A 26,377-nucleotide genomic window follows, 5' to 3' on the forward strand; every position below is an offset into this window, starting at 1 on the left:
AACATGACCGAAACACCTGGCGGGCTGATCCTTCCCGGCGGGTCCGAGTATAAGCCCGCATACGATCTGCGTGTGCATCATGCCGTTTACAGCCGCGGCGATGTGCTCGTATGGCTTACCTGGAACCAGAACACCAAGCGCCCGGTGATGATCCTGACCCCCAAGATGGACAAGATCGACCAAGAGCGCGTGATCCCCTGTATCATCCCGCTGGAGCGCGCATGGGCATGGGCCGAGGAAACCGGCGACGAAGACGATGTGATGGTCAACGCCGTCATGTTCTGCGCCAACCTTGGGTTCAACCCCTACAACCGCGCCAACCCCATGAAGATCATCAAGATCGTGCGCGATCACATGGGCGATCTCTTGGCCATTCCCCCATGCCCCCGCGATCACCACAGCGTGGTGGCAGAAATGGTTGTTACCAACAACGACACCGGCTCTGAGCGCCATATTGAGGTCAAAGATCATGCCTGAACTCGAAAGCCGCGTGAAGCCGAACCAGCGCCCCGAAGATCGCTTCCAAGTGCCGTCCTCGACGCTCCTTGGTGACGTCCAAAAGGCGGCCAAAAGCGATCTCGACAGCGAGCATACCGCAGAGCTGCACGACCGGTTGATTGGCCACTATCTGCGCGAGCTGGAGGCCCAAGGCAACGCTCGTCGCCTCATGCAGCGCGACGAGCAGTATTACAACCACGACCAGTGGTCCAAGGACGATCTGGCCGTGCTCGAAGCCCGTGGCCAGCAGCCGCTCACCTACAACGTGATCGCTCAGAGCATCAACTGGGTGCTGGGCACCGAGCGCCGCACCAGGATCGACTACAAGATCCTAGCCCGTAGGAAGCAGGGCCGCCGAAACGCCGAAAAGAAGTCGCACCTGATCAAGTATCTCAGCGACGTCAACCGGACCCCGTTCCATTTCTCCCGCGCCTTCGCAGATGCTGCCAAGGTCGGGCTTGGCTGGATCGAGTGCGGTGTGCGCGACGACAGCGAAGGCGAGCCCCTGTATGAGCGGTACGAAAGCTGGCGTAACGTCATCTACGACACCGCCGCCCAAGAAGAAGACCTGTCCGATGGCCGGTTCATCTTCCGCACCAAATGGGTCGATGTGGACCGCGCCTGCGCCATGTTCCCGGATCGGGAAGGCATTGTCAGATCATCCGTGTCCTCGCATTTCGAGTGGGGCGCCTTCATGGACCGGCACGGCGACGACGCCATGGACAGCCAAGAGTATCTCGCTACCGAGCATGGCGAATACTACACCTCGATCGAGCACCCGACCTATGCCCGAGACCGTGTGCGCCTGATCGAAGCCTGGTTCAAAATCCCGGTGACAGAAAAGCGCATGGCAGGCGGTCAGTTCGCCGGCGAGATTTACGACCCCGAAAGTATGGGCCACACCGCCTCACTGGCAGAGGAGGGGGCAGAGGTGCGCGAGCGCCTGACAGATCGCGTCTACGTCATGATTATGACCCTGCGCGGCGTCTTGTGGATGTCCCCGTCGCCGTATCGCCACAACCGGTATCCCTTCACGCCGATCTGGGGCTATCGCAAGGCAGACGACAACACGCCCTACGGTCTGATCCGCGGCATGATCCCGGCCCAAGACGATATCAACAAGCGCCTGTCCAAAGCCTTGTCGATCATCAACACCAACAAGGTGATCATGGACGAGGGCGCCGTAGAAAACCTCGACGAGTTCGAGGAAGAAATCAGCCGGCCTGACAGCATCATCATTAAGAAGCCCAACAAAATGCTGGAAATCTCGGCCGATCGTGAGCTGGCCGCAGCGCATGTCGATATCATGAACATGTCGATCAACATGATCCAGACGCTGAGCGGCATCACCGACGAGAACCTTGGCCGGTCGGGCCGTCTGGCGCTCGGGGCCTGAGGGTTGAGGCCTCCGAGGTTGGGGCCTGAGGGTCGGGGGCGGTGGATCGCGGTCTGTTTTGCGTGGTCCGACCTTTGGGTTTCGCGGGCCTGTCGCCAATGGTCCGATGCCGGGGATCACCGGAGATGTCGTGACGGTTCCGAGCCTGCGGCCCATAGTGCCCATATCGCGCCCTCTCGGGCACTGGACGTCAGACCCCGCGCGGCCTATCACTTTGACCGGATAGAGGACATGGGCCGCCAAGGCCGCTGTCGGGTCAGGGCGGAGAGCCGCGATGAGCGAAAAGCGCGAGCAGGATGGGGCGGATGCCCATGCGGACAGGCCGGTTGACAAGCTGAGCGCGGATCAGGCCGCGCAGGAGCTGGCGCGGCTTGCCGATCTGGTGGCGCAGGCCGATGCCGCCTATCACGGGCAGGACGCGCCGATCATGTCGGATGCCGCCTATGATGCGCTGGTGCAGCGCAATGCGGCGATCGAGGCGCGGTTTCCGGACCTCATGCGCGAGGACAGCCCCAGCCGGCGGGTCGGGTTCACCCCCTCCGAAGGGTTCGGCAAGGTCACCCATGCCGTGCGGATGCTGAGCCTTGGCAATGCGTTCGAGGATGACGAGATCCGCGAGTTCGATGCGCGCATCCGCCGCTACCTGGGCCTTTCGCCGGAGGCGGCGCTGACCTATACGAGCGAGCCCAAGATCGACGGGCTGAGCCTGAGCCTGCGCTATGAACAGGGCCGGCTGGTGCAGGCGGCGACGCGGGGTGACGGGGCCGAGGGCGAGAATGTCACCGCCAATGCGCGCACCATCGCCGATATTCCCCACGATCTGGGCGGTGCGGGCGTGCCGGAGCTGCTCGAGGTGCGCGGCGAGGTCTATATGAGCCACGCCGATTTCGAGGCGCTGAATACGCGGCAGACCGAAAGGTCTGACAAGACATTCGCCAATCCGCGCAACGCCGCCGCCGGAAGCCTGCGCCAGCTGGACCCGAAGATCACCGCGCGCCGACCCCTGAAGTTTTTCGCCTATGCCTGGGGCGCGCATTCCGAGCCGCTTGCGCCAAGCCAGATGGAGGCGATCGCGCGGCTGGCCGGTTTCGGATTCCAGACCAACCCGCTTACCGCGCTCTGCGACGGGCCGGACGAGATGCTGGCGCAGTATCGCCGGATCGAACAGCTGCGCGCCGAGCTGGGTTATGACATCGACGGGGTGGTCTACAAGGTCAACGAGATCGCCTTGCAGCATCGGCTGGGGTATCGCTCGACCACGCCGCGATGGGCGATTGCGCATAAGTTCCCCGCCGAGCTGGCCTGGACCCGGCTGGAGGCGATCGACATTCAGGTGGGGCGCACAGGCGCGCTGAGCCCGGTGGCGCGGCTGCATCCGGTCACGGTGGGCGGTGTCGTCGTCAGCAACGCCACCCTGCACAACGAGGATTACATCGCCGGGCGCGACGCCAAGGGCAACAAGATTCGCGGCGGCAAGGATATCCGGGTGGGCGATTGGGTGCAGGTCTATCGCGCGGGCGACGTGATCCCGAAAGTGGCGGATGTGGACCTGTCCAAGCGGCCCGAGGATTCCGCACCCTATACGTTTCCCAAGGTTTGTCCCGAATGCGGATCGGACGCGATCCGCGAGGAGGGCGATGCGGTGCGCCGCTGTACCGGGGGGCTCATTTGCCCGGCGCAAGCGGTCGAAAAGCTCAAGCATTTCGTGAGCCGGGCGGCCTTCGACATCGAGGGTCTGGGCGCCAAGCAGGTGGAGCAATTCCATGCCGATGGCTGGATCCGCGAGCCTGCGGATATCTTCACGCTCAAGGATCGCTATGGGCCGGGATGCCTGACGCAGTTGAAGAACCGCGACGGCTGGGGCGAGAAAAGTGCTGCGAACCTCTTTGACGCCATCGATGAGCGGCGGCGGATCGCGCTTGGCCGGCTGCTTTTCGCGCTTGGCATCCGGCATGTGGGCGAGGCGGCAAGCATGATGCTGGCGCGGTTTTACGGCACATGGGACGAGTTCACGGCGGCGATGGATGGGGCCGCGGCGGGCGAGGGGCCGGACTGGGACCGGCTTTTGGGCATCGACGGTGTGGGTAAGGTGATGGCGCAATCGCTGGTCACCACCTTCGCGCAGGACGAGGAACGTGCCAGCATCGACCGGCTGGTGGCGCATCTGGAGATCGAGCGCGCCGAGCGCCCTGATACGGATGGCAGCCCCGTGGCGGGCAAGACGGTGGTGTTTACCGGCACGCTCGAGAAGATGACCCGCGCCGAGGCCAAGGCGCGCGCCGAGGCGCTTGGCGCCAAGGTATCGGGCAGTGTGTCGGCCAAGACCGATCTGGTGATCGCGGGGCCGGGGGCGGGGTCCAAGGCCAAGGCGGCGGAACAGCTGGGGGTCGAGATGATCGACGAGGATGGCTGGCTTGCGCTGATCGGGGACGCATGAGCGGGCGGCCCGAAGCCCTGTTTCCGCTGTTCGCGGGGCTGGAGACGCTTGAGGGCGTGGGGCCGAAAACCGTGCAGAACCTTGGCGGGCTGGAGATCGAAAAGCCGCGCGATCTTGTGTTCACGCTGCCCTGGTCGGGGGTGGACCGGCGCAAGCGGGCCACGGTGCAGGGCGCCGAGTTGCCGGGTGTGGTGACGGTGGAGGTGGTGGTGGGCCAGCACCGCGCGCCAAGTCGGAGGGGCGGGGCCTACAGGATCACGGTGGAGGATGCGGCGACGGCGTTTCAGCTGGTGTTTTTCCATGCGCGCGACGAGTATCTGCGACGTATCCTGCCCACGGGCGCGCGAAAGATCGTGTCGGGCAAGGTGGAGCTCTTTGACGGGGTGGCGCAGATGGTGCATCCCGATCACATCCTCGATGTGGATGAGGCTGAGGAGATCCCGGATTTTGAGCCGGTCTATCCGCTGACGGCGGGCGTCACCCAGAAGATGATGCGCAAGGCCGCGCACTCGGCGCTGACGCGGCTGCCGGATCTGGCGGAATGGATCGATCCTGCGCAAAAGGCGCAAGCGGGCTGGCCGGATTGGGCCGAGGCGGTGCGCCGCGCGCATGGCCCCCAGGAGGCCGCCGATCTGAGCGCCGCGGATCCTGCGCGGGAGCGTCTGGCGTATGATGAGTTCATGGCGCATCAATTGACGCTTGCGCTGGCGCGGTCGCGGCTGCGCCGCGCCAAGGGCCGGGCCACAATGGGCACGGGGGCGTTGCAGGCCAAGGTGTTGGAGGCGCTGCCCTATGCGCTGACCGGCGCGCAGACCCGCGCCATTGCCGAGATCGCGGGCGATATGGCGTCGGAGACGCGGATGAACCGGCTGTTGCAGGGCGATGTGGGCGCGGGCAAGACGCTGGTGGCGTTCAAGGCGCTGCTGATCGCGGTGGAGGCGGGCGGGCAGGGTGTGATGATGGCGCCCACGGAAATCCTTGCGCGGCAGCATTTGCAGGGGTTGCAGCCTTTGGCCGAGGCGGCGGGCGTTGTGCTCGAGATTCTGACGGGGCGCGACAAGGGGGCGGAGCGGCGCGCCAAGCTGGAGGCGTTGCAGCGCGGTGATATCCAGATCCTTGTGGGCACCCATGCGGTGTTTCAGAAGGATGTGGATTTTGCCGATCTGCGGCTCGCGATTGTCGATGAGCAGCACCGGTTCGGCGTGCGGCAAAGGCTGGAGCTGGGCCGCAAGGGGGCGCAGGCGGATGTTCTGGTGATGACCGCGACGCCCATTCCGCGCAGTCTGGCGCTGGCGCAATATGGCGACATGGATGTGAGCGTGCTGGATGAAAAGCCGCCCGGTCGCAAGCCGATCACCACGGCGCTGGTCAATATCGGCCGGATCGACGAGGTGGTGGACCATTTGCGCCGCGCGGTGGCCGAGGGGCGGCAGGCCTATTGGGTCTGTCCGCTGGTCGATGAAAGCGAGGCGGTCGATCTGTCGAGCGCGGAGGAGCGGTTCAAGCGGCTGCGCGCGGCGCTTGGCGAAGGCGTTGTCGGGCTGGTGCATGGGCAGATGCCGCCCGAGCAGAAAGACAGCGCGATGGCGGCGTTTCAGCGCGGCGAGACCAGTGTGCTTGTCTCGACCACGGTGATCGAGGTGGGGGTGGATGTGCCCAACGCGTCGATCATGGTGATCGAGAGGGCCGAGCATTTCGGGCTTGCGCAATTGCATCAGCTGCGCGGGCGCGTGGGGCGCGGGCAGGCGGCCTCGACCTGTCTCTTGATGTATCAGGCGCCGCTGAGCGAGGGCGGAGAGCGGCGGCTGACCACGATGCGCGACACCGAGGACGGGTTTCGCATTGCCGAGGTGGACCTTGAGATGCGCGGCGCGGGCGATCTGATCGGGACGGCGCAATCGGGGCTGCCGCGCTTCCGGATCGCCGATCTCGAGGCGCAGGCGGCGCTTATGGCGGTGGCGCAGAGCGATGCGCGCAAGCTTCTTGTGGATGATCCCGCGCTGGAGGGAGACCGGGGCCGGGCGGCCCGCGTGCTGCTGTGGCTGATGGAGCAGGATCAGGCGATCCGGCTGATTTCGGTCGGCTGAGCGACCGGAATTTTTCGCAAGCGAAATCAGAATCTTAGCCGGAAAATGCCGAAAAGTTCGCAAATGTTCTCATAAAGTTCTTTACACATGGCTCAGGAAATGAGAACAAAGGAGCAACACACCGTCAGCGAAAGGAACAGATCATGTTTCGTCAGATCAAGGCCACCGCGATACGATCCTCGGATACCCTGTTGGGCGATTTTCTGGGGGCGGCGGCGCTCATGGTCACGCTGATTGCCGGGCTTTGGCTGCCCGGTCTATTCTAGAGTTTCTGCCTGCGACGTTCCGATCCGTACCGCGCCTGTTGCATCCTTGTCCCCAAGCGGGATGTAACTGACCCCTTACCTGTCCCGAGGTCCGACAAGGGTTTCTGCCTGATCCCTTGATGCGCAAGTCGGAGTTACCGGAGCCCGCTTTTCCTTCCGCCGCCGCTCGACCGAGCGTGCGGCGGTTTTTTTATGCGAGGGGGGCTGTCAGATGCAGGACTGGGCCGCACGAGCCTGTTCGAGCGCTTCGACGGCGGCATCGAGGGTCAGCATGATCGAGGCGTGACGGTTCTTGTAGTCGCGCGCGGGGCTGAGCACCTCGAGCCCGTTGAAGGGGGCGGCGGGCGGTGGGCCGTCGGCCTTGAGCATCTCCTTGAGCGCGTCGCGGGCCGCGACCACCTGATCGGGGGTGCAGCCGATGATATGCGCGCCCACGACGGAGGCGGCGGCCTGTCCAAGCGCGCAGGCCTTCACCTCGGCGGCATAGTCGGTGATGGTGCTGCCATCGGTGCAGAGATCGACGGTGACGGCCGAGCCGCAAAGCGGCGCGCGTTTTTTCACGGTCGCGTCGGGGGCGTCGAGACGGCCATGATGCGGAATATCGGCGGCCAGTTCGAGGATGCGGGCCGAATAGAGCTTGATGAGGTCGGTTTCGCCGCTCATGACTTTTCCTTTGCTGCGTTACCCAATAGATAGAAACCCTGACCGCAGATGCAAAAGGTTTTCGCCCATGCCCTTCGATCCCGCCAGTTTGACATATGATGATCGCGGCCTCATTCCGGCGATAGCACAGGACGCGGCCACGGACGAGGTGCTGATGATGGCGTGGATGAACGCAGAGGCCGTGGCGCGCACGCTGGAGAGCGGGCGCGTGACCTATTGGAGCCGGTCGCGGTCGGAGTTCTGGGTCAAGGGCGAAAGCTCGGGGCATGTGCAGGAGCTGGTGGAGATGCGGGTGGATTGCGACCGCGATTGCCTGCTGGTGCGGGTGCGCCAGACGGGTCCGGCCTGTCATACCAACCGGCGCAGCTGCTTCTATACGGCGGTGAGAGACGGGGAAGAGATCGAGATCATGGCGCCGGAAGCGGGTTGAGGGTCAGAGGCCCAGCATCGCGCGGATGTCCTGCGGGGTCTTGCCTTCGGCGCGGTAGCCGGCGATGGCACGGGCGTCGTCGCGCTTGGCCAGACGCTTGCCCGCGTCGTCGCGGATCAGGCGGTGATGGTGGTAGATCGGGGTGGGCAGGCCCAGAAGCCCTTGCAACAGCACATGAATTTGCGTGGCACTGAAGAGGTCGCGACCGCGGATCACATGGGTGATCTGCTGGTCGGCATCATCCACCACCACCGACAGGTGATAGGACGCCCCCAGACCGGGGCGGGCCAGGGCGACATCGCCCACGGTCCGGGTCATGGTCGAGGGCGTGATGAGGCCGGTTTCCCCATCGGGGCCGGCGCCGGTTTCGGTGAAGGCGGGCGCGCGCCCCAGATGCGCAAGGGCGCGGGCCATGTCGAGGCGCAGCGGGCTATCGGGCATCGGCCCCGAGGGCGGATGCGCGGGCCTGCAGGTGCCGGGATAGATCAACCCGTCGGGACCCTGCAGCGGCGCGCCTTCCTGAGGGGCCGAAACGGCGGCGCGGATATCAGCGCGACTACATGAGCAAGGGTAGAGAAGCCCTTGATCCCAAAGGGTTTCAAGGGCGTTTGCATAGAGCGGTAACCGGTCGGATTGGCGCAGGACGGGCTGCGGCCAGCTGAGGCCAAGCCAAGACAGGTCGTCGAAGATCTGCGCCTCCCATTCGGGGCGCGAGCGGGTCTGGTCGAGATCGTCGATGCGCAGAAGAAACGTCCCGCTTTCGCGCGCGGCACTGTCATGGGCCAGGATCGCCGAATAGGCATGGCCCAGATGCAGCGGACCTGTCGGCGACGGCGCGAACCTAGTTATGAACATAAAGACAATGGCTTATGAGGCACAGCTCATGTGCTGCGCGTTCAGCCAGTCCTGCCATGCGGTCTTGGCGCGGTCGGTATAGGCCTTGTAGCGGTCGCGGCGGCCACGACGCCCGCCCTTGAGCCCGTCGACAGGGCGGAAGAGGCCGAAATTGACGTTCATCGGCTGAAAGGTCTTGGCCTCGGCGCCGCCGGTGATGTGGTGAATGAGCGCGCCCATGGCGCTGTCCTGCGGCGGGGAGGGCAGCGGACGGCCAAGGATCTCGGCGGCGGCCAGTCGGCCCGCCAGAAGGCCCATGGCGGCGGATTCGACATAGCCTTCGACGCCGGTGATCTGTCCGGCAAAGCGGATATGCGGGCGCGAGCGCAAGCGCATCTGGTCATCGAGCAGCGTGGGTGAATTGAGGAAGGTGTTGCGGTGAATGCCGCCCAACCGCGCGAAGGAGGCGTTTTCGAGACCGGGGATCATGCGGAACACCTCGGTCTGGGCGCCGTATTTCATCTTGGTCTGAAAGCCCACGATGTTGAACAACGTGCCGAGCGCGTTGTCACGCCGAAGCTGCACGACGGCATGGGGTTTGACATCCGGCTGATGCGGATTGGTCAGGCCCACCGGCTTCATCGGGCCGTGGCGCAGGGTTTCGCGGCCGCGTTCGGCCATCACCTCGATGGGCAGGCAGCCGTCGAAATAACCTGCGGTTTCGCCCTCGTGAAACTCGGTCTTGTCGGCGGCCAGAAGCGCGTCGATGAAGGCGTCATAGGTGGCGCGGTCCATCGGGCAGTTGAGATAGGCGGTGCGCTCTTCCTCGGTCTCGCCCTTGTCGTAGCGCGATTGCATCCACGCCTTGGACATGTCGATGCTGTCGGCATAGACGATGGGGGCGATGGCATCGAAGAAGGCCAGCGCATCGGCGCCGGTCTCGTGCGCGATGGCCTGTCCCAACCCCTGACTGGTGAGCGGGCCGGTGGCGATGATCCAATGGCCATCGGCGGGAAGTTCGGTGATCTCGTCGTGCTGGATGGTGATGAGGGGATGGTTGCGCAGGGTCTGCGTGACATCGCGGGCGAAAAGATCGCGGTCCACGGCGAGCGCACCGCCCGCAGGCAGGCGGTGACGGTCGGCGGTCTGCATGATGAGCCCGTCAGCGGCACGCATTTCCCAATGCAGCAGGCCCACGGCGTTCTGTTCGTCATCATCCGAGCGGAAGGAATTCGAGCACACCATCTCGGCCAGATCGCCGGTGCGGTGCGCAAAGGTTTCGACGCGCGGGCGCATTTCGTGAATCACGACGGGAACGCCCAAGTGGACGGCCTGCCAGGCGGCTTCGGAGCCGGCCATGCCGCCGCCGATGATATGGAGTGTCTTGCTCATGGCGCTGGATGTAGGGGATTACACGGCGTTTGGAAAGGGAGGGAACGCTCGGGTCGCCGCGATGGTCCTGTCGGAACCGGGAAGAGGCCGGCCTGGAGGGACTGGACGCCGGCGGCGACCCCGAAATGCATCGCAAGATTACCCGATGCCGTTCTTTCTCTGACTGTATACGCCGAACCGCGCCGCGGAAAAATACCGATTGTGGAAAAAACAAGGCACGGTTTCGGAAACAACAAGGCGGGCGCGCGCGGCGGTCAGTCCTGATCCCAGTCGGGGCTGCGCTTTTCGAGAAAGGCGCTGATGCCTTCGGCGGTGTCACGATACATCATGTTTTCCACCATCACCTCGCCGGTATAGGCATAGGCCTGATCGAGCGGCATTTCGAGCTGATCGTAGAAGGCGCGTTTGCCGATGCGCACGGCCGCGCCGAGCTTGGCGGCGATCTGTGCGGCCAGCGCGTCGGTTTCGGCCTCGAGCCGGTCAGGATCGACGGCGCGGTTGATGAGGCCGAGCGCCAGCGCGCGGTCGGTGTCGATGAAGTCGCCGGTGGTGAGCATCTCGAAGGCCTGTTTGCGCGGAATGTTGCGGCTGAGGGCCACCATCGGCGTGGAACAGAACAGCCCGATATTCACGCCGTTCACGCCAAACCGCGTGCCGGTGGCAGCGATGGCGAGATCACAGGAGGCGACCAGCTGGCAGCCCGCGGCGGTGGCGATGCCATGAGGCTGGGCGATCACCGGCTGGGGCAGGGTGCGGATGGCGGTCATCACCCGCGCACAGCGCGCGAAGAGATCGGCGAAATAGGCGCGCCCGCCATCGGGCGCCTGCCGGCCTTGGGTCATTTCCTTGAGATCGTGGCCCGCGCAGAACGCCTTGCCGGTGCCGCCGAGGATCACCACGCGAATGGAAGGATCTTGGGCCAGGCTGTCGAATTGATCCTGCAGGGCCGCCAGCATCGCGTCGCTCAGCGCGTTGAGCTTTTCGGGGTGGTTGAGGGTCAGCCGGGCGACGGCGCCCTGATCGCTGCGTTGGAGAATTGTCATCTTGAACCTCCCTGTCGGTTATGGGCAACCTTACGCGCACAACGGTGCGCAGGAAAGAGGCGGGGAGGAGAGCGGATGGGCCTGAAAATGACGCGCGAGGCGCTGGCGCGGTTTCTGGAAGAGGAATTTCCGCAGGTGGCAGCCGATTTCGCCATCGAAGATGTCGGCGAGAACCACATCCGCGTGCGATTGATGACGCAGGAGCGGCATTTGCGGCCCGGCGGAACGGTGTCGGGACCGGCGATGTTCGCGCTGGCGGATGTATCGCTTTACCTCGCGATTCTGGCGATGATCGGGCCGGAGGCCTTGGCGGTGACCACCAATTGCAACGTCGATTTCATGCGCAAGCCCGCCGCTGGCGCGGACCTGATCGCGGAGTGCCGGATCCTCAAGCTGGGGCGGGTGCTGGCGGTGGGCGATGTGCTGCTTTATTCCGAAGGGATGGAGGCGCCGGTGGCCCGCGCGAGCCTGACCTATTCGATCCCGCCGGCCAAGGGCTGAGGGGGCAGGATGGGGGGCTGTCTGCCCCCCGCCGTTGAAATCCCATGGGATTTCACCGACTCCCCCCGAGGATATTTGCGGCCAGAAGAAGCCGCGAAAGTTGGGGTAAATAGATACCGTTATTACAGGTTATTGAATTTGTTGGATTTTATCAGGAAAGAGGGCCTTGACCTGTTTGTGTGGGGCTATATAACCGCGCAATCGCATGAAGGGGCGGCAGTTTCGATCGCCCGACACGTCAACCAAGGGATTTCCCTGCAATGAAAACATTCTCTGCAACTCCGGCAGATATCGACAAGAAATGGATCCTGATCGACGCCGAGGGCGTTGTTCTGGGCCGTCTTGCCTCGATCGTCGCGATGCGCCTGCGCGGCAAGCACAAGGCGTCCTTCACGCCGCATATGGACATGGGCGACAATGTCATCGTCATCAATGCCGACAAGGTCCAGCTGACGGGCAACAAGCGCAACAAGCCCAATTACTGGCACACCGGCTATCCGGGCGGTATCAAGTCGCGCACCACGGGCCAGATCCTGGAAGGGGCGTATCCTGAGCGCGTCGTCATGCAGGCGGTCAAGCGGATGCTTCCGGGCAACCGTCTGTCGCGCAAGCAGATGACCAATCTGCGCGTCTATGCCGGCACCGAGCACCCCCACGAGGCGCAGAGCCCCGAGGTGCTGGACGTCAAGTCGATGAACAACAAGAACACGCGGGTGGCGAACTGATGGCTGAAGAAATCAAATCCCTCGAGGGTCTGGAAGCGGTCGCCGGTGGCGCCGTGGCCGAGGCCGCGATCGAAGCGCCGCGCGAGCCTGTTCGTGACGATCTGGGCCGGTCCTATGCGACCGGCAAGCGTAAGGACGCGGTCGCCCGCGTCTGGATCAAGCCGGGTTCCGGCAAGGTCAGCGTGAATGGCAAGGAAATGAAGGCGTATTTCGCGCGTCCCGTGCTGCAGATGATCCTGCGTCAGCCGTTCACCGTTGCTGGTGTCGAAGACCAGTTCGACGTGATGGCGACGGTCAAGGGCGGTGGTCTGTCGGGTCAGGCCGGTGCGGTCAAGCACGGCATCTCGAAGGCGCTGCAGCTTTATGATCCGTCGCTGCGCGGCGCGCTGAAGGCCGCTGGTTTCCTGACACGCGACAGCCGCGTTGTGGAACGCAAGAAATTCGGTCGCCGCAAGGCGCGTCGGAGCTTCCAGTTCTCGAAGCGTTAAGCCGATCTTCGCGATTTTCTCGGAAGGGCTGCCCGGTTGGGTGGCCCTTTTGCTTTGCGCGCCGAAGCGGTGGTCAGCTGTCGGGGGCGCCGAGGCCGAGGCCGCGCAGGTAGATACCGATGCCGGTCTCGAGCAGCTCTTCGGGGGCGAAGGGCGCGACCGTGCCGGGGGAGTTGCGCGCGAAAAGCTCGACCACCCCATGCGACATGGCCCAGATATGGGCGCTGAACATCGCCGCAGGTGGGCGGCGTTCGGGGGGGATATGCCGGCTGAGGTCTTCGGCGGCCTGTTCGATCACCGCGCGGGCGTGGCGCGCGACGAGGGAGAGCTCGGGTGTGCGGTTCACCGAGAGACCGCTTTCGAACATCGCGATGTAGTGGCCGGGGTATTGGCGCGCGAAGGCGAGATAGGCGCGACCGGTGGCCTCGACGCTGGCCCGGGCCGAGGGCTGGCCGCGATCATAGGCCTCCTGCATGACATCGGCGAAGATCACATAGCCTTGGCGCGCGGCCTCGGCGATCAGGTCGTCGCGCCCTGCGAAATGGCGATAGACCGCTGCGGGCGTCACCCCGGCCTGTTTGGCCGCCTCCGACAGGGTGAAGCCCGACGGCCCTTTGGCTTCGATCAGGCGCAGGGCGGCATCCACCAGGGCCTGTTTCAGGTTGCCGTGGTGGTAGCCCTGTTTAGGCATTCCAGATATCCGGCCCGGCACAGACCGAGCTGTCGGGAGAGCCTATGGCGCGGGCATCCTTGCGGGCATAATCGACATTCAGGAGCAGATGGCGGATTGCTTCAAGCCGGGCGCGGCGTTTGTCATCGGAGCGCACCACGGTCCAGGGCGCGTGGCTGGTATGCGAGCGGTCCAGCGTTTCGGAAATGGCGGCGGTATACTCATCCCATTTGGCCAGCCCTTCCACGTCGATCCGGCTGAGTTTCCATTGCTTGAGGGGGCTTGCCTCGCGATCCAGAAAGCGGCGCAGTTGCTCGCCACGGCCCACATTGAGCCAGAACTTGACGAGGTGAATGCCCTCATCGACCAGCATCTTTTCGAAATCGGTGACCTGGTGGAAGAAATGTTCGCGCTGCGCATGGGTGCAAAAGCCGAACACCTTTTCGACGACACCGCGATTATACCAGCTTCGGTCGAAGAACACCATTTCGCCGCCCGAGGGCAGGTGATCGACATAGCGCTGGAAATACCACTGGCTGCTTTCGACATCCGAGGGTTTGGACAGCGCCACGACCCGCGCGCCGCGCGGATTGAGATACTCGCGGAACCGCTTGATCGTGCCGCCCTTGCCTGCGGCGTCGCGGCCTTCGAAGACGATGGCGATGCGCGCGCGGCTGGACTTGGTCCAGTTCTGCAGCTTGACCAGTTCGATCTGCAGCGCCTCGAGTTCCTTTTCGTAATGCTTGCGCGGCAGGCGTTCGGAATGGGGAAAGCCCGGGTCGATGATGTCGCCTTTCTCGCCGCGGCGGATCGCGTTGCGGATGCGTTCGGGTGCGTCGTTGGCGTAAAAGGCGCTGATCGCCCCGTCGAATGGCAGCTCCATGGGTGTCTCCCTGCAGTTTCGCGCCACTATGGCGGCTCAATCGGCGGGGTGCAATCCGGCGCGGACGGCCGCGCGCGAGATGGCGGCGATCACCGCGTCCTCGGCGGCGTGATGTGGCATATGGGCGATGTCGGGCAGGCGGGTCAGGGTGGCGGAGGGCAGTTCATCGGCGAGTGGCTCGGCATGGATGCGCAGGCCGACGGTGGTGTCTTCGGTGCCGTGGACCACCTCGATCGGCAGGGTGAGCCGGGCGATGGCGTCCTGCAGGACGGTGATTTCGGAGAGCAGATTGGCGCGTTGAAGGGCATTGGCGCGCAGGCTGTCGCGGCGCAGGGTCAGCGGCGCGCCGACATGGTCGATATAGCCCGGCGGCACGGCGTTCGGTTCGAATATCGCGGAGACGGCGCGTTCCACCCGCGCGTCGCGGACAAAGGCGGTCAGAAGCGGAATGACGAGGGGGCCAAGGACGGGATGCGACAAGGTCTTGTAATAAAGGCTGAGATCGCTTTCCCAGGGTTTCGCGGGGGCCGCGAGCGGCACGAGGGCCGCGATGTGATCGGGGCGGTGCACCGCCCAGGCCAGCGCCACGGCACCGCCATAGGAATGGCCCAGAACCACGGGGCGCTCGATGCCAAGCTGGCGCGCGGCCTCCGAGAGAAGCTCGGCCTGCTGGCGGATCGTGGCGCCGGTGCGGTTGATGCGGTCGGTATATCCCAAGCCGGGGCGGTCGAACACGGTGACGCGGTAGCGCGCGGCAAGGCGCGGCGCGAGGCTGAAGGTCATGTCCCGCAGATTGCCGCTGGCCCCGTGGATCAAAACGACGTCCGGCCCGGTGCCCATGGTGAGCGCATGGACGCGGTGGCCGTTCACATCGAGGATGCGCCCCTGCGGGGGAAAGGCCGCTTCGGCACGCGCCTCGTGCTGGCGGGCGCGGTGCTGGGCATAGGCCCAGAGCACGACAAGGGCGACAAGCGCGGCAAGGACGATCTTAGCTGCCAATGGAATGCAGATCGAAGGGCGTTGTCTGGTAAATCTGGTTGATCCAGTTGCCATAGAGCAGATGCGCGTGGCTGCGCCAGCGGTTCTGCGGCGGGCGCGAGGGATCGTCGCCGGGATAGTAGTTGCAGGGCACGGCAATAGTTGTACCGCTGGCGATATCGCGGTCGTATTCCTGTTTCAGCGTGTCGCTGTCATATTCGAGATGGTTGAAGATATAGAGCGCGCCATGGCCGGGATCTTCGACAAGGCAGGGGCCGACCTCGTCGCTGTCGAGCAGGATCTTGAGGCCGGGCACCGCTTCGATCTCGGGGCGGCGCATTTCGGTCCAGCGGCTGACGGGGATCACGCAATCGTCGGAAAAGCCGCGCAGGTAAGGCGAGGCCGGGTCCATGTTGCGGTGCCGGAAGCAGCCGAAGGCCTTGTGATCCAGCAGGTGTTTCTGCACGCCGTGGAAATGGTTGATCATCGCCATGCCGCCCCAGCAGACGCCGAAGGTGGAATGCACATTGGTCTGCGTCCAGTCGAACACCGCCTGCAGCTCGTCCCAATAGGTGACATCGGTGAAATCCAGATGTTCGATGGGCGCACCGGTGATGATGAGGCCATCGAACCGCTCGCCGGTGTCGGCCACTTCGGAAAACGGGCGATAGAAGCTTTCCATATGCGCGGCGGCGGTGTTCTTGGTGCGGTGCTCGCTCATGCGAATGAGGCTGAGTTCGATCTGCAGGGGGGTGGCGCCGATGAGCCGGGCAAACTGGTTCTCGGTCTGGATCTTCTTGGGCATCAGGTTCAGAAGGCCGATGCGCAGAGGGCGGATATCCTGTCGGGCGGCCTGATCCTCGGACATGACCATGACGCCTTCGCGCGTGAGCACGTCATAGGCGGGCAGGTCTTCGGGGATCTTGATGGGCATGGCGTCTCAGGCTTTCGTCGGGTGCGGTGTAGATAGGGCGTCAGGTGCTGCGCTCAAGCGCGGTGGCGACAAGCGCATCGAAGGCGTCGGCATCGCGGGTCTCGGCCACTTCGTCGGCGGTGACGGTGATGCCCCATTTCGCCATCGCCTCGTAGCGCGGTTTGCGATGTGCAAGGGCGCGGGCATAGGTCCAGCGGATGAAGGCGCCAGGATCAACTTCGTCCGCTTCACACTTGTTTTCGTTGAGATATTGCACCCATGCCTGATCTAGGAACTCGGGTTGGTAGGCCATCGGCTTGGGTGCGCGGTCAAAGCGGCGGATGAGCGACTGGGTATGCGCCTCGGAGCCTTCGATATAGATCAGCAGGCAATGGCGCGAGAGCTCGGTCAGCAAAGGATCGGCGGGATCGTCGCCATCGACCCATTCGCAGATCGACCCGCCGGTGTCGCAGACGAAATTCGGATAGCCATACAGCCGCTCGGCCCGGTCGATGAAATGCGCGGTGTCCATCAGGGCCGCGATTTCGGCGGTGCGGAATTGCTGCTGGCGGCGGCGATATTCGTCGATCGGCAGGCCGCCCTTGGCCGGATCGCCCGGTTTGCCCAGATAGGTCGAGACGGGAGCGAGATTGTCGAAGGTGATGTTCGAGCCGATATAGATCGAATCCGTCAACAGCAGGTCGCGCAGGAACGGCACCTGCATGGCATGCGCCTTGGCGTTGTCGGCGATCAGCTCGCCCATGTAGCGGGTGCCGATGCGGTAATCGATGGAGTAATGGAACCAGTCGCCGGCATCGCGCAGCATGTTGGAGAGGTGGGTCTTGCCCAAGCCGGACATCCCATAGAACAACACGCGCTTTTCGGCCGCGTCGCGCCACTCCTGAGCCGAAGTATAGATCATCGCCGCTTCCTTTCTGTCTGGACGTCGTAGACAGCGGGGCTGGCGGGGTCAATGCAAACACGACGGCCATGAAAATATCCGCCCGGCGAAACCGGGCGGCGTATCGATACGGAGAGTAATCGCCGAATCAGAAGCTGAATGCTGCCTTCACGCCAATGCCAATGGCCGAGTTGTCGGTAAAGCTAGCCACGGGGGTGCCTGCGACACCCGGGTTCGCATCACCCAACCTTGAATAGTTGATGCCGCCTGACAGCTTGAGATTGTCGAAGGTGTATTGCCCGCCGACTGTGATCCCGAAAAGGCCATCTGTCGGGCCAAGCGGCGATACGGTGGGGTCGTTATTCTCAGGTTCGTAGATGAAGGTGACGGAGGCAGCCAGAGAATCGTTGAACCGGTGGGCCAACCCGAGCGTGTAGCGGTGGCTGTCGTCGATATTCACGAGATCAGATTGCAGAAGCATCGGAACCACATTCACGGCCGAGAAATCTGTCCAGCGGTAGGACGCCGTCAGCAGGGTGTTCTCCGCGATACCCGTCTGGAAGTCGAGGTTCAGCGACTGCGGCGTCTTGTAGTTGACGGTCCCCGCAAGGAAGCGGCCGAACACTGTTTCAACCGTGCTGGCAGAGTGATCGGTTTCAAACCTGTAGGTTGCCGCGAAGCGAAGCGCGATATCGGGAATCTCGTACGTCGCACCAATTAGGTAATTGAACGCCGAGTCCTCCTGCATATTGAATGCGTAGCCGTTGTTCAGAACGAAGGCTGTCGATTGAGCCGCAATTGCGCCGGCAATGGCCGGATTGGTAGCGAGTTGGTTTGCAAAATTACTACGGGTCAGGCCAGGTGTTGCACGGATCAGAGCTGCCGATGTGATGGCATCGCGGTAGGCTGCGCCGTTGAGAGTGACATCCGCTTTGACGGCTTCATACGATACACCACCGTGAATGCTGAAGCGTTCGCCGAAGCGATAGCGCAATACGACTGACGCGGCGCGGCTGGACAACTCGGCGCTTGTTCCTGCCAGATTGTCGGTCAACGGATTGCCTTCGTAGGTCACATGAGTGCCATAGGGCTGCTCCACAATCAGCGCGTAGGACAGCGAGTCATTTACGTTGTTGGTGTAGCTGAAGCCATATTGCTTGTAGTCATTGCCAACACTGTAACGGCCGGTTCCGCCGATATCCGTACCCGACACACTGGGACTTACATATCCCAAGCTGATGGCAGGGGAATCGTTATCTGCGAAAATCGCCGAGATTGACTGCCCCGATCGATCTAGGCCGCCTGCATGGGCGGCACCGGCTGCAACACACATCGCTGCTGCTACGATACTCTTGCTGTTCATCCCTGTCCTCTCTCCTCCGAGTCGGCGTCATGTTATTGGTGGCTTGATCTTGGTCAATCTTTGACGCCGCATCAGTGACGTAACGGCACAAACGGTTGTAGCCGCGCCACACCTCTAACGGGTATGTGCGATGGGCTGACGGCCTTGCCGGGTTTCGGACCACATGTTGAGGTAATTGGCCCCGAAGATCACCAGCGCGCCGGCGATGGTCAGGGTGTCGATCGGCTCGTCATAGATCATGAGGCCAATCACCGCGATCAGCGGCAGGCGCATGAAATCCACAGGGCTCACAAGCGTCGCGGGCGCCATGGCAAGGGCTGTTGTCAGGCAGAAATGCGCCATCAGCCCACCGCAGGCGATCACGGCGAGCCAAGGCAGGGATTGTGCCGAGGGCAGGGCGATATCGCCGTCGAAGCCCGCGCAGAGCAGCCCGAAGATCGACTGGCTGAGGGTCATCCAGAACAGGATGCAGGTCAGCGTCTCGGTGCGGGTCAGGCGCTTGGTCACGAGGATCGATCCGGCAAAGCCGATCGCGGCGCACATCGCGGCCAGCGTGCCGAAATTGATCGTGTCGGGGCTGGGACGGGCGACGATCAGGATGCCGGCAAAGCCGATGCAGGCCGCAAGGATGCGCACCCGCGTCAGATGCTCGCCCAGCACCAGCGGCGACAGGATCAGCACCCAGAGCGGAGAGGTGAATTCCAGCGCGAACACCTGCGCCAGCGGGATCACGGTGATCGCGTAGAACCACAGGTTCTGGCCGCTGAAATGAAGCACGTTGCGCAGCAGATGCAGGCCGGGCTTGCGGCCCGTGATGGTGCGATGCGCCCCTGTGGCCCATGCGACGAGGACCACGAGCGTCAGCCCGATCAGGCTGCGATACATCATGATTTCAAAGGTATCGAGCTCGAAACTGACCGACCGGCCGCCCACTGCCATCGCAGAGAACGACACCACCGCCCCCAGCATCCAGAGCGCCGCACGAAGAATTTCAGCTGTGTCGGCGCGAGGGATATCTCCGGTCGGAGAGGTCACTCCCACTCAATGGTGCCGGGCGGCTTCGATGTCACGTCATAGGTGACGCGGTTGATACCCTTCACCTCGTTGATGATCCGTGTGGCGGTTTCGCCAAGGAATTCATGGCTGAACGGGTAGTAATCGGCGGTCATGCCATCGACCGAGGTGACCGCGCGCAGGGCACAGGCGAAATCATAGGTCCGCCCGTCTCCCATCACGCCGACAGTGCGCACCGGCAGGATCGCAACGAAGGCCTGCCAGATCTCGTCGTAGAGGCCATGCTTGCGGATCTGGTCGATATAGACCGCATCCGCCTTGCGCAGGATGTCGAGTTTTTCGCGGGTGATCTCGCCGGGGCAGCGGATGGCAAGGCCCGGACCGGGAAAGGGGTGGCGGCCGATGAAAGAGGCGGGCAGGCCCAGTTCGTGACCAAGCGCGCGGACCTCGTCCTTGAACAGCTCGCGCAGCGGCTCGACCAGCTTGAGGCCCATTTTCTCGGGCAGGCCGCCGACATTGTGGTGGCTCTTGATCGTGACCGAGGGGCCGCCCGAGAAGCTGACCGATTCGATCACGTCGGGATAAAGCGTGCCCTGGGCCAGAAACTCGGCGCCTTCGATCTGGCTGGCGTATTTCTGGAACACGTCGATGAACAGGCGGCCGATGGTTTTTCTTTTCGCCTCGGGGTCGCTGACGCCTTCGAGCTCACCCAGGAACAGGTCCGCCTCGTCGGCATGGATCAGCGGGATGTTGTAGTGGTCGCGGAACATGGTGACCACTTCATCTGCCTCGTTATGGCGTAAGAGGCCGTGATCGACAAAGACGCAGGTCAGTTGATCGCCGATCGCTTCGTGGATCAGAACGGCGGCAACCGAGCTGTCGACGCCGCCCGAGAGACCGCAGATCACCTGTTTGTCGCCGACCTGTTCGCGAATCAGGCGAATCGCCTCTTCGCGATAGGCGGCCATGGTCCAGTCGCCCTTGAACCCGGCAAGGCGCACGAAATTCTCATAGAGCGTCTTGCCGTTCGGTGTGTGATGCACCTCGGGGTGGAACTGCACGGCAAAGAAATTGCGGCTCAGATCGGCGGTGATGGCGAAAGGCGCGTTGGGCGAGGTGCCATAGACCTCGAAGCCGGGCGCGATGCGGCTGACATGGTCGCCATGGCTCATCCAGACCTGTTCGCGCTCTTCGAGGAACCAGCCATTCAGGAGGTCGATTCGATGCTCCGTCGGGCTGACATAGGCGCGGCCGAATTCAGCGGTGCCGTCGCCGCGTTCGACCTTGCCGCCCAGCATCTCCATCATGACCTGCTGACCATAGCAGATACCAAGAATGGGCACGCCCAGATCGAACACCTTTTCAGGCGGGCGCGGCGAGCCTGCGTCGATCACGCTGGCGGGACCGCCCGAAAAGATCACCGCTTTCGGCGCGAACTCGGCGAGAAACGCCTCGGTCACGTTCTGGAACGGATGGATTTCGCAATAGACGTTCAGTTCCCGCAGGCGACGCGCGATCAGCTGCGTCACCTGGCTTCCGAAGTCTATGATTAGAAGGCGGTCATGCGATGTCTGGCTCATGATTGCCTAGTAGGACGCAGGCGCGCTTTGCGCAAGACCCAGACAGGATTCGCCCCGAAAGCGCCTGTGTGCGGCGGAATGGCGGGCTGCATGTCGCTTTAGACCCCAAGAGGGCGCAAATCTCCGATGGCGGGGCGTTTTGCTGCGATATGGATGCGCGCAGCTGCCCCCGAGCCGGGGCGTTTCAACCAATGCAGGGGTCAGACAATCATGGTCGAAGCAGAAACCCGCAGACGGGCACGGGGCGGCGGCGGCGCCGCACGCCGGGCCGAACGCACATCCGTCAGCATCGAGACCGCGCGCTATATCGAGCGCAACATTCCGGTATATGACATCCTGACCGATGAGGCGCTGGAGATCATCGAGACGAACGCGGAAACGATTCTCGAAGAGATCGGCGTCAATTTCGTCGAGAACCCCAAGGCGTTGGAGCGCTGGCGCAACGCCGGTGCCAGCATCGAGGGCGAGCGGGTGCGCATTCCGCGCGGTCTGGCGCGGCAGCTCTGCGCGACGGCGCCCTCGCGCTATGTCCAGCATGCCCGCAACCCCGCCCGCAATGTCGAGATCGGCGGCAAGACACTGGTCTGTGCGCCGGTCTATGGCCCGCCCTTCGTGCGCGACATGGAAGGCGGACGCCGCTATGCAACGATGGCCGATTTCGAACGTTTCGTGAAACTGGGCTATATGTCGAAATGGCTGCATCATTCCGGCGGCACCGTCTGCGAGCCCACGGATGTTCCGGTGAACAAGCGCCATCTGGACATGCTCTATGCCCACATGACGCTGAGCGACAAGCCCTTCATGGGATCGGTCACCGAACCGAGCCGGGCACGCGACAGTGTCGAAATGTGCGAGATCCTGTTCGGCAAGGAGTTCGTGCGCGACAATACGGTGATGACCTCGCTCATCAACATCAACTCGCCGATGACCTTCGACGATGTGATGATGGGCGCGCTCGAAGTCTATGCAGAGCATAATCAGGCCTGCATCGTGTCGCCCTTCATCGTCGGTGGCGCGATGGCGCCGGTGTCGGTCATGGGCACGCTCACGCAGGTTCTGGCCGAGGTGCTGGCGGGCATCGCCTATAGCCAGCTGGTCCGCCCCGGCGCGCCGGTGATCTTCGGCGCGTTCGTCACCTCGATCGACATGAACAGCGGCGCGCCCACTTTCGGCACGCCCGAGGCCAGCCAGATCCTGTATGGTGCGGGACAATTGGCGCGGCGCATGAACCTGCCGTTCCGGTCGGGCGGAAGCCTGTGCGGCTCAAAGCTGCCCGATGCGCAGGCCGCCTATGAGACCGCCAACACGCTCAATGCGGCGATGATGGGCGGGGTGAACTTCATGCTGCATAGCTGTGGCTGGCTGGAAGGCGGTCTGGTGGCGAGCTTCGAGAAATTCGTGATGGACGCCGACCAGCTTGGCGCGCTGCACAAATTCGCCGAAGGCATCACCACCGACGAGAACGGGCAGGCGATGGGCGCGATCCGCGAGGTCGGCCCCGGCGGCCATTACCTTGGATGCGAACATACGCAGTCCAATTTCAAGCAGGCGTTCTGGCGCTCGGACGTGCTGGATTACAAACCGTTCGAGACATGGCACGAGGAAGGCGGGCGCGACACGATGGTTCTGGCCAACGCCAAGATGCATCAGATGCTGGCCAATTATCAGCAGCCGCCGCTTGATCCCGCCATTGCCGAGGCGCTGGCCGCCTATGTGGCGCACAAGAAAGCCTCGATGCCGGACGCGTTCTCCTGAGCGCTGCGGTCAGGCCGATAGCGAGGCGCGCAGCAGGCGCGCCTCGCCCATCATCGCGATCAGAATCTCGACATGGCGTTCCGCGGAATAGCCCGCGTCGCGATGCGTGCGCTGGCTTTCGAGAATCAGTTCCATATCCATCAGCCGCATGAGAGCGGGCCCGCTGCGGGGCAGGGTGCCCATGCCCAGATGCCGGGGCAGATGCGTGTTGCGACGATACTCCATGAGCCCGAAACGGGCCGCATGGATCAACAGGCGGGGCCGGCGCAGGGCGGCCATATGCGAGAGGATGTCGTTCATGTCTGGTCTCCGATCAGATCGTCTCCCCTCTTGGTTGCACAACCTTAGCGGGTGTTGCGCATCTGACTGATGTGGCGCGCGCCGTGATATGTGCTTGTTCATAATTCGGAAACAATTGTTGCTGAAACGTTATCAGTTAACGAACTGGTAACGATTTACACGCAAGGGTTGTGGATAACCCTGTGGATGATTTTGCCGCGCCCTGCGTGGCCTGACCGATGGAGAGACGCCGTGGCTGCTGATCCAGAGACCATCGACCCGATAGCCGCACTGCCGGACTGGGTGCCGGAACCTGCGCGGCGCTACATCGCCCATACCGAGGCTGGCACATCCATCCGCGCCCTTGCGCGGCGGGCCGGCTGTCACGCCTCGACCGTTCTGCGCCAGATCAGGGCCTATGAGGCCCGCCGCGACGATCCGCTGGTGGATGCCGCGCTCAGGCGCATTGGCCGGCGGATGCCGCCGCCTGTCAGACGGCACCCCGCCCAGGAGGAGACCAGAAAAATGGACAAGACTGTTCTTCAGGATACCGCTGCGCTGGCTGGCGGGACGTTGCTGAGCGAAGCCTGCCGCGTGCTCAAGCGGCTGTGCGAATCCGGCGCGGTGCTGGCCGTGGCGGCGGATATGGAAAAGGCGGTTGTGCTGCGCGACGGCCCGTCAGGGCAGGCAAGCCGGACCGCGGTGGTGGATCGTTCGGTGGCCGAGGCGATGGCGCTCAATCACTGGATCGCTTGCCAGTCCCAGGGCCGGGTGTCCCGCTACCGGATCACAAAAAGCGGGCGCGAGGCCATGATGACGCTGCTGGATGACAGCCCGGCGTCACAGGACGGCATCGCCGCCGGCTTTCGGGACATGCGCCCGGCCTTGGCGCATGACCGGGCAGAGAGCCATGCGAACGACGCCTCGGATCGGCAGCGCAGGCTGCGCTATGGCGCGGCCGAAACGCCGCTGATCGCGCTGGCGCGGCGCCGGGATCGCGACGGGCTGCATTTCCTGTCTCCCGAGCTCGTGCGCGCCGGAGAGCGTCTGCGCGAGGATTTCGATCTTGCGGGGCTTGTGCCGTTGCGACCGGGCAGCTGGGATCAGATGATGCTGCAGACGACACCCGCGCCGGGGCATGCACAGGGTGGTCCGGGCAGCCCGGATGCCGCGCGCCTGCGTGTGCTCGAGGCGCTGCGCGAGCTTGGCCACGGCCTTGGGGATGTGGCGCTGCGGTGCTGTTGCTATCTCGAAGGGCTGGAGACCGCCGAGAAACGCATGGGCTGGTCGGCGCGCTCGGGCAAGATCGTGCTGCGCATCGCGCTGCAGCGGTTGCGCCGCCATTATGACGGCTTGCATGACGGCGGGGGGCTGATCGGGTAGGGCGCGGGGCCTGCCTCAGCCGCCCACCAGCCAGCCCACGATGAACGCGACGATGGCACAGATCGTGCCGACAAGAACCGTTTCCCCTACCGAACGGGTGATGCGTTCACGCGTCGCGCTGAACCGCAGCAGGCCAAGGCCGATCAGGGCGCTGAGCGTCGTGCCGATGGACATGTAGAAGGTCTCTTGGGTCGGCTCGAACAGGAAATACGGCACCAAGGGAATCGAGCCGAAAATCACGAAGGACATGAAGGTGAACAACCCGTTGAGGGCCGGGTTTTCCTCGTCCGGGTCCTGCATGCCGAATTCATAGGTCATCATCAGATCGGCCATGATCTGGGGATGGCGCGACAGGATCGCGGTGGCGGTGTCGGCCTCGCCCGCCGGCAGGCCGCGTTGGCGCAGGATTTCGAACAGCTCCATGCGCTCCTGTTCGGGGTTGCGGGCGATTTCGCGCAATTCGGCCTGTCGCCGCGCCCGGTAGAGATCGTGCTGCGAGCGGGCCGACAGGAATTCGCCCAGGCCCATGCTGACCGCATCGGCAAAGAGGTTGGCAAGCCCGAAGACCAGCACCGCGACCCCGCCGATCTGCGCCACGCCATCGGCCGATGCCCCCGCGAATCCCGCGACGATCGCAAAGGTGGTGACGATCCCGTCATTGCCGCCATAGACGATCTGCTTGAGGAATTCCTGTGTCTTGCCCAAGGCATGGGCCTCGCGCCGATGGGTCTGCCAGTCCAGATGTTCCACACGCTGTCCCTTGTTGTGTGATGGTTGCGCGCAGAATAGACCAAGGCGCGAAGGCTGCAACCCGGCGGCACGGCACGGCGCTGCATGGCGGATATGCGGAACTGGCACTCGCGCTTGGCTTGGACTATGTTACGCACATCACAAGAACCGAGCAGCGGGGAGTGTTCCGTGCGAGACATCAAGATACCGGGTCAGCGCCACCCCGAAAAGGCGCATCGCTCGGACAATGCGCAACCCAAGAAACCCGACTGGATTCGCGTCAAGGCGCCGACCGGGGCTGGCTATCGCGAAACCCACAAGATCATTCGCGAGCACAAGCTGGTGACCGTTTGCGAAGAGGCTGGCTGCCCCAATGCGGGCGAATGCTGGAGCCAGGGACACGCCACGATGATGATCATGGGCGATGTCTGCACGCGCGGCTGCACATTTTGCAACGTGGCCACGGGCAAGCCGGATGCTTTGGATCTGTTCGAGCCGGGCCGGGTGGCCGATGCGGTGCAGAAGCTGGGACTGAACCATGTGGTCATCACCAGCGTGGACCGCGACGATATCGAGGATGGCGGGGCCGAGCATTTCGCCCAGACCATCCGCGCCGTGCGTCATCGCAGCCCCGGCACCACGATCGAGATCCTGACCCCGGATTTCCTGCATTGCGCGCCCTCGGTTCTGGAAACCGTGGTGGCGGCGAAACCGGACGTGTTCAACCACAATCTCGAGACGGTGCCGGCGCTGTATCCGACGGTGCGTCCCGGTGCGCGGTATTTCCAGTCGCTGCGCCTTTTGCAGCGGGTGAAAGAGATCGATCCGATGATGTTCACCAAATCGGGCATCATGGTGGGGCTCGGCGAGGATCGCGTGCAGGTGCATCAGGTGATGGACGACATGCGCGCGGCGGGCATCGATTTCCTGACCATCGGCCAATATCTGCAGCCCACGCCCAAGCATCACGCGGTGGATCGCTTCGTGCATCCCGATGAATTCGCGGCCTATGAAAAGGTGGCGTATGGCAAGGGGTTCCTGATGGTGTCGGCGACGCCGCTCACGCGCTCGTCCTATCATGCGGGCGACGATTTCGAGCGGCTGCGCGCGGCGCGACTGAAGAAAATCGGCTGACCCGAAAGCGTTTCGCGAAAAACCTGGATCACAGA

The 26,377-nt window shown here is 63.6% G+C and carries 26 protein-coding genes; 12 read left to right on the forward strand and 14 right to left on the reverse strand.

The window, feature by feature from the left end; genetic code table 11:
• The first annotated feature begins 3 nt into the window (after positions 1-3).
• From RAZWK3B_RS13710 to RAZWK3B_RS21860, 5 genes are all read left to right on the forward strand, one after another.
• Positions 4-477 (forward strand): hypothetical protein, encoded by a 474-nt coding sequence (locus RAZWK3B_RS13710; RefSeq protein ID WP_157132247.1) that lies wholly within the window; start codon positions 4-6, stop codon positions 475-477.
• Entirely contained in the window at positions 470-1,894 is a 1,425-nt protein-coding gene (locus tag RAZWK3B_RS13715; RefSeq protein WP_007816107.1) for a portal protein, read from the forward strand. The genes RAZWK3B_RS13710 and RAZWK3B_RS13715 overlap by 8 nt, the downstream gene beginning before the upstream one ends.
• 274 nt (positions 1,895-2,168) lie before the next feature.
• Positions 2,169-4,331: an NAD-dependent DNA ligase LigA gene (ligA, locus tag RAZWK3B_RS13720; RefSeq protein ID WP_007816109.1), complete on the forward strand. Its 2,163-nt coding sequence runs from the start codon at positions 2,169-2,171 to the stop codon at positions 4,329-4,331.
• Positions 4,328-6,418 (forward strand): ATP-dependent DNA helicase RecG, encoded by a 2,091-nt coding sequence (gene recG / locus RAZWK3B_RS13725; RefSeq protein ID WP_007816111.1) that lies wholly within the window; start codon positions 4,328-4,330, stop codon positions 6,416-6,418. Before ligA ends, recG begins: the two co-directional genes overlap by 4 nt.
• 143 nt (positions 6,419-6,561) lie before the next feature.
• On the forward strand, positions 6,562-6,684 hold the full coding sequence (locus RAZWK3B_RS21860; protein ID WP_007816113.1) for a hypothetical protein: 123 nt from the start codon (positions 6,562-6,564) through the stop codon (positions 6,682-6,684).
• 207 nt (positions 6,685-6,891) lie between these two features.
• Here RAZWK3B_RS21860 and RAZWK3B_RS13730 read toward each other — a convergent pair whose 3' ends face one another.
• The gene (locus RAZWK3B_RS13730) at positions 6,892-7,347 is read right to left on the reverse strand and encodes an iron-sulfur cluster assembly scaffold protein (RefSeq protein ID WP_007816116.1); all 456 of its coding nucleotides are present in this window, start codon (positions 7,345-7,347) and stop codon (positions 6,892-6,894) included.
• 67 nt (positions 7,348-7,414) lie between these two features.
• Here RAZWK3B_RS13730 and hisI point away from each other — a divergent pair, with 67 nt between their 5' ends.
• Entirely contained in the window at positions 7,415-7,777 is a 363-nt protein-coding gene (gene hisI, locus RAZWK3B_RS13735; RefSeq protein WP_007816118.1) for a phosphoribosyl-AMP cyclohydrolase, read from the forward strand.
• A gap of 3 nt (positions 7,778-7,780) precedes the next feature.
• Here hisI and gluQRS read toward each other — a convergent pair whose 3' ends face one another.
• The 3 genes from gluQRS to RAZWK3B_RS13750 all read right to left on the reverse strand — a co-directional run bounded on the left by gluQRS (position 7,781) and on the right by RAZWK3B_RS13750 (position 11,046).
• Positions 7,781-8,632 (reverse strand): tRNA glutamyl-Q(34) synthetase GluQRS, encoded by an 852-nt coding sequence (gene gluQRS / locus RAZWK3B_RS13740; protein ID WP_007816120.1) that lies wholly within the window; start codon positions 8,630-8,632, stop codon positions 7,781-7,783.
• A 12-nt stretch (positions 8,633-8,644) separates the two neighbouring features.
• Positions 8,645-10,003, reverse strand: a complete 1,359-nt coding sequence (trmFO, locus tag RAZWK3B_RS13745) for a methylenetetrahydrofolate--tRNA-(uracil(54)-C(5))-methyltransferase (FADH(2)-oxidizing) TrmFO (RefSeq protein WP_007816122.1) — start codon at positions 10,001-10,003, stop codon at positions 8,645-8,647.
• Positions 10,004-10,257: 254 nt separating this feature from the next.
• The gene (locus tag RAZWK3B_RS13750) at positions 10,258-11,046 is read right to left on the reverse strand and encodes an enoyl-CoA hydratase (RefSeq protein ID WP_007816124.1); all 789 of its coding nucleotides are present in this window, start codon (positions 11,044-11,046) and stop codon (positions 10,258-10,260) included.
• Positions 11,047-11,121: 75 nt separating this feature from the next.
• On the opposite strand from RAZWK3B_RS13750, the gene RAZWK3B_RS13755 reads away from it, so the two are divergent.
• The 3 genes from RAZWK3B_RS13755 to rpsI all read left to right on the forward strand — a co-directional run bounded on the left by RAZWK3B_RS13755 (position 11,122) and on the right by rpsI (position 12,760).
• Positions 11,122-11,547, forward strand: coding sequence for a PaaI family thioesterase (locus RAZWK3B_RS13755; RefSeq protein ID WP_007816126.1), 426 nt, complete (start codon positions 11,122-11,124; stop codon positions 11,545-11,547).
• 260 nt (positions 11,548-11,807) lie between these two features.
• Entirely contained in the window at positions 11,808-12,272 is a 465-nt protein-coding gene (gene rplM / locus RAZWK3B_RS13760; RefSeq protein WP_007816128.1) for a 50S ribosomal protein L13, read from the forward strand.
• Positions 12,272-12,760, forward strand: a complete 489-nt coding sequence (gene rpsI / locus RAZWK3B_RS13765) for a 30S ribosomal protein S9 (protein WP_007816130.1) — start codon at positions 12,272-12,274, stop codon at positions 12,758-12,760. The genes rplM and rpsI overlap by 1 nt, the downstream gene beginning before the upstream one ends.
• A gap of 73 nt (positions 12,761-12,833) precedes the next feature.
• Here rpsI and RAZWK3B_RS13770 read toward each other — a convergent pair whose 3' ends face one another.
• The 8 genes from RAZWK3B_RS13770 to guaA all read right to left on the reverse strand — a co-directional run bounded on the left by RAZWK3B_RS13770 (position 12,834) and on the right by guaA (position 21,062).
• Positions 12,834-13,451 (reverse strand): TetR/AcrR family transcriptional regulator, encoded by a 618-nt coding sequence (locus RAZWK3B_RS13770; protein ID WP_007816132.1) that lies wholly within the window; start codon positions 13,449-13,451, stop codon positions 12,834-12,836.
• On the reverse strand, positions 13,444-14,313 hold the full coding sequence (ppk2, locus tag RAZWK3B_RS13775) for a polyphosphate kinase 2 (RefSeq protein WP_007816134.1): 870 nt from the start codon (positions 14,311-14,313) through the stop codon (positions 13,444-13,446). The genes RAZWK3B_RS13770 and ppk2 overlap by 8 nt, the downstream gene beginning before the upstream one ends.
• A gap of 36 nt (positions 14,314-14,349) precedes the next feature.
• Positions 14,350-15,312, reverse strand: coding sequence for an alpha/beta fold hydrolase (locus RAZWK3B_RS13780; RefSeq protein ID WP_007816135.1), 963 nt, complete (start codon positions 15,310-15,312; stop codon positions 14,350-14,352).
• Positions 15,302-16,225: a homoserine O-acetyltransferase MetA gene (gene metA, locus RAZWK3B_RS13785; protein ID WP_007816137.1), complete on the reverse strand. Its 924-nt coding sequence runs from the start codon at positions 16,223-16,225 to the stop codon at positions 15,302-15,304. Before metA ends, RAZWK3B_RS13780 begins: the two co-directional genes overlap by 11 nt.
• 40 nt (positions 16,226-16,265) lie before the next feature.
• Positions 16,266-17,126 carry a hypothetical protein gene (locus RAZWK3B_RS13790; RefSeq protein WP_007816139.1) on the reverse strand — a complete coding sequence of 287 codons (861 nt, stop codon included), beginning with the start codon at positions 17,124-17,126 and terminating at the stop codon, positions 16,266-16,268.
• 127 nt (positions 17,127-17,253) lie between these two features.
• Positions 17,254-18,468 (reverse strand): hypothetical protein, encoded by a 1,215-nt coding sequence (locus tag RAZWK3B_RS20295; protein ID WP_157132266.1) that lies wholly within the window; start codon positions 18,466-18,468, stop codon positions 17,254-17,256.
• Positions 18,469-18,582: 114 nt separating this feature from the next.
• Positions 18,583-19,509 (reverse strand): DMT family transporter, encoded by a 927-nt coding sequence (locus tag RAZWK3B_RS13805; RefSeq protein ID WP_502685151.1) that lies wholly within the window; start codon positions 19,507-19,509, stop codon positions 18,583-18,585.
• The gene (gene guaA / locus RAZWK3B_RS13810; RefSeq protein ID WP_007816142.1) at positions 19,500-21,062 is read right to left on the reverse strand and encodes a glutamine-hydrolyzing GMP synthase; all 1,563 of its coding nucleotides are present in this window, start codon (positions 21,060-21,062) and stop codon (positions 19,500-19,502) included. Before guaA ends, RAZWK3B_RS13805 begins: the two co-directional genes overlap by 10 nt.
• Before the next feature lie 210 nt (positions 21,063-21,272).
• On the opposite strand from guaA, the gene RAZWK3B_RS13815 reads away from it, so the two are divergent.
• Complete coding sequence (locus RAZWK3B_RS13815; protein ID WP_037295887.1) at positions 21,273-22,817, forward strand: trimethylamine methyltransferase family protein; 1,545 nt, start codon at positions 21,273-21,275, stop codon at positions 22,815-22,817.
• Positions 22,818-22,826: 9 nt separating this feature from the next.
• On the opposite strand, the gene RAZWK3B_RS13820 is transcribed toward RAZWK3B_RS13815, so the two are convergent.
• On the reverse strand, positions 22,827-23,117 hold the full coding sequence (locus RAZWK3B_RS13820; protein ID WP_007816144.1) for a DUF6477 family protein: 291 nt from the start codon (positions 23,115-23,117) through the stop codon (positions 22,827-22,829).
• A 231-nt stretch (positions 23,118-23,348) separates the two neighbouring features.
• On the opposite strand from RAZWK3B_RS13820, the gene RAZWK3B_RS13825 reads away from it, so the two are divergent.
• The gene (locus RAZWK3B_RS13825; protein ID WP_007816145.1) at positions 23,349-24,479 is read left to right on the forward strand and encodes a DUF6456 domain-containing protein; all 1,131 of its coding nucleotides are present in this window, start codon (positions 23,349-23,351) and stop codon (positions 24,477-24,479) included.
• Positions 24,480-24,494: 15 nt separating this feature from the next.
• Here the strand turns inward: RAZWK3B_RS13825 and RAZWK3B_RS13830 are convergent, their stop codons facing one another.
• Positions 24,495-25,229 carry a VIT1/CCC1 transporter family protein gene (locus RAZWK3B_RS13830; protein WP_007816147.1) on the reverse strand — a complete coding sequence of 245 codons (735 nt, stop codon included), beginning with the start codon at positions 25,227-25,229 and terminating at the stop codon, positions 24,495-24,497.
• Between the two features lie 168 nt (positions 25,230-25,397).
• Here RAZWK3B_RS13830 and lipA point away from each other — a divergent pair, with 168 nt between their 5' ends.
• Positions 25,398-26,342: a lipoyl synthase gene (gene lipA, locus RAZWK3B_RS13835; RefSeq protein WP_007816149.1), complete on the forward strand. Its 945-nt coding sequence runs from the start codon at positions 25,398-25,400 to the stop codon at positions 26,340-26,342.
• Positions 26,343-26,377: the final 35 nt, after the last annotated feature.

The organism is Roseobacter sp. AzwK-3b (assembly GCF_000170875.1).
GTDB lineage: Bacteria > Pseudomonadota > Alphaproteobacteria > Rhodobacterales > Rhodobacteraceae > Roseovarius > Roseovarius litoreus.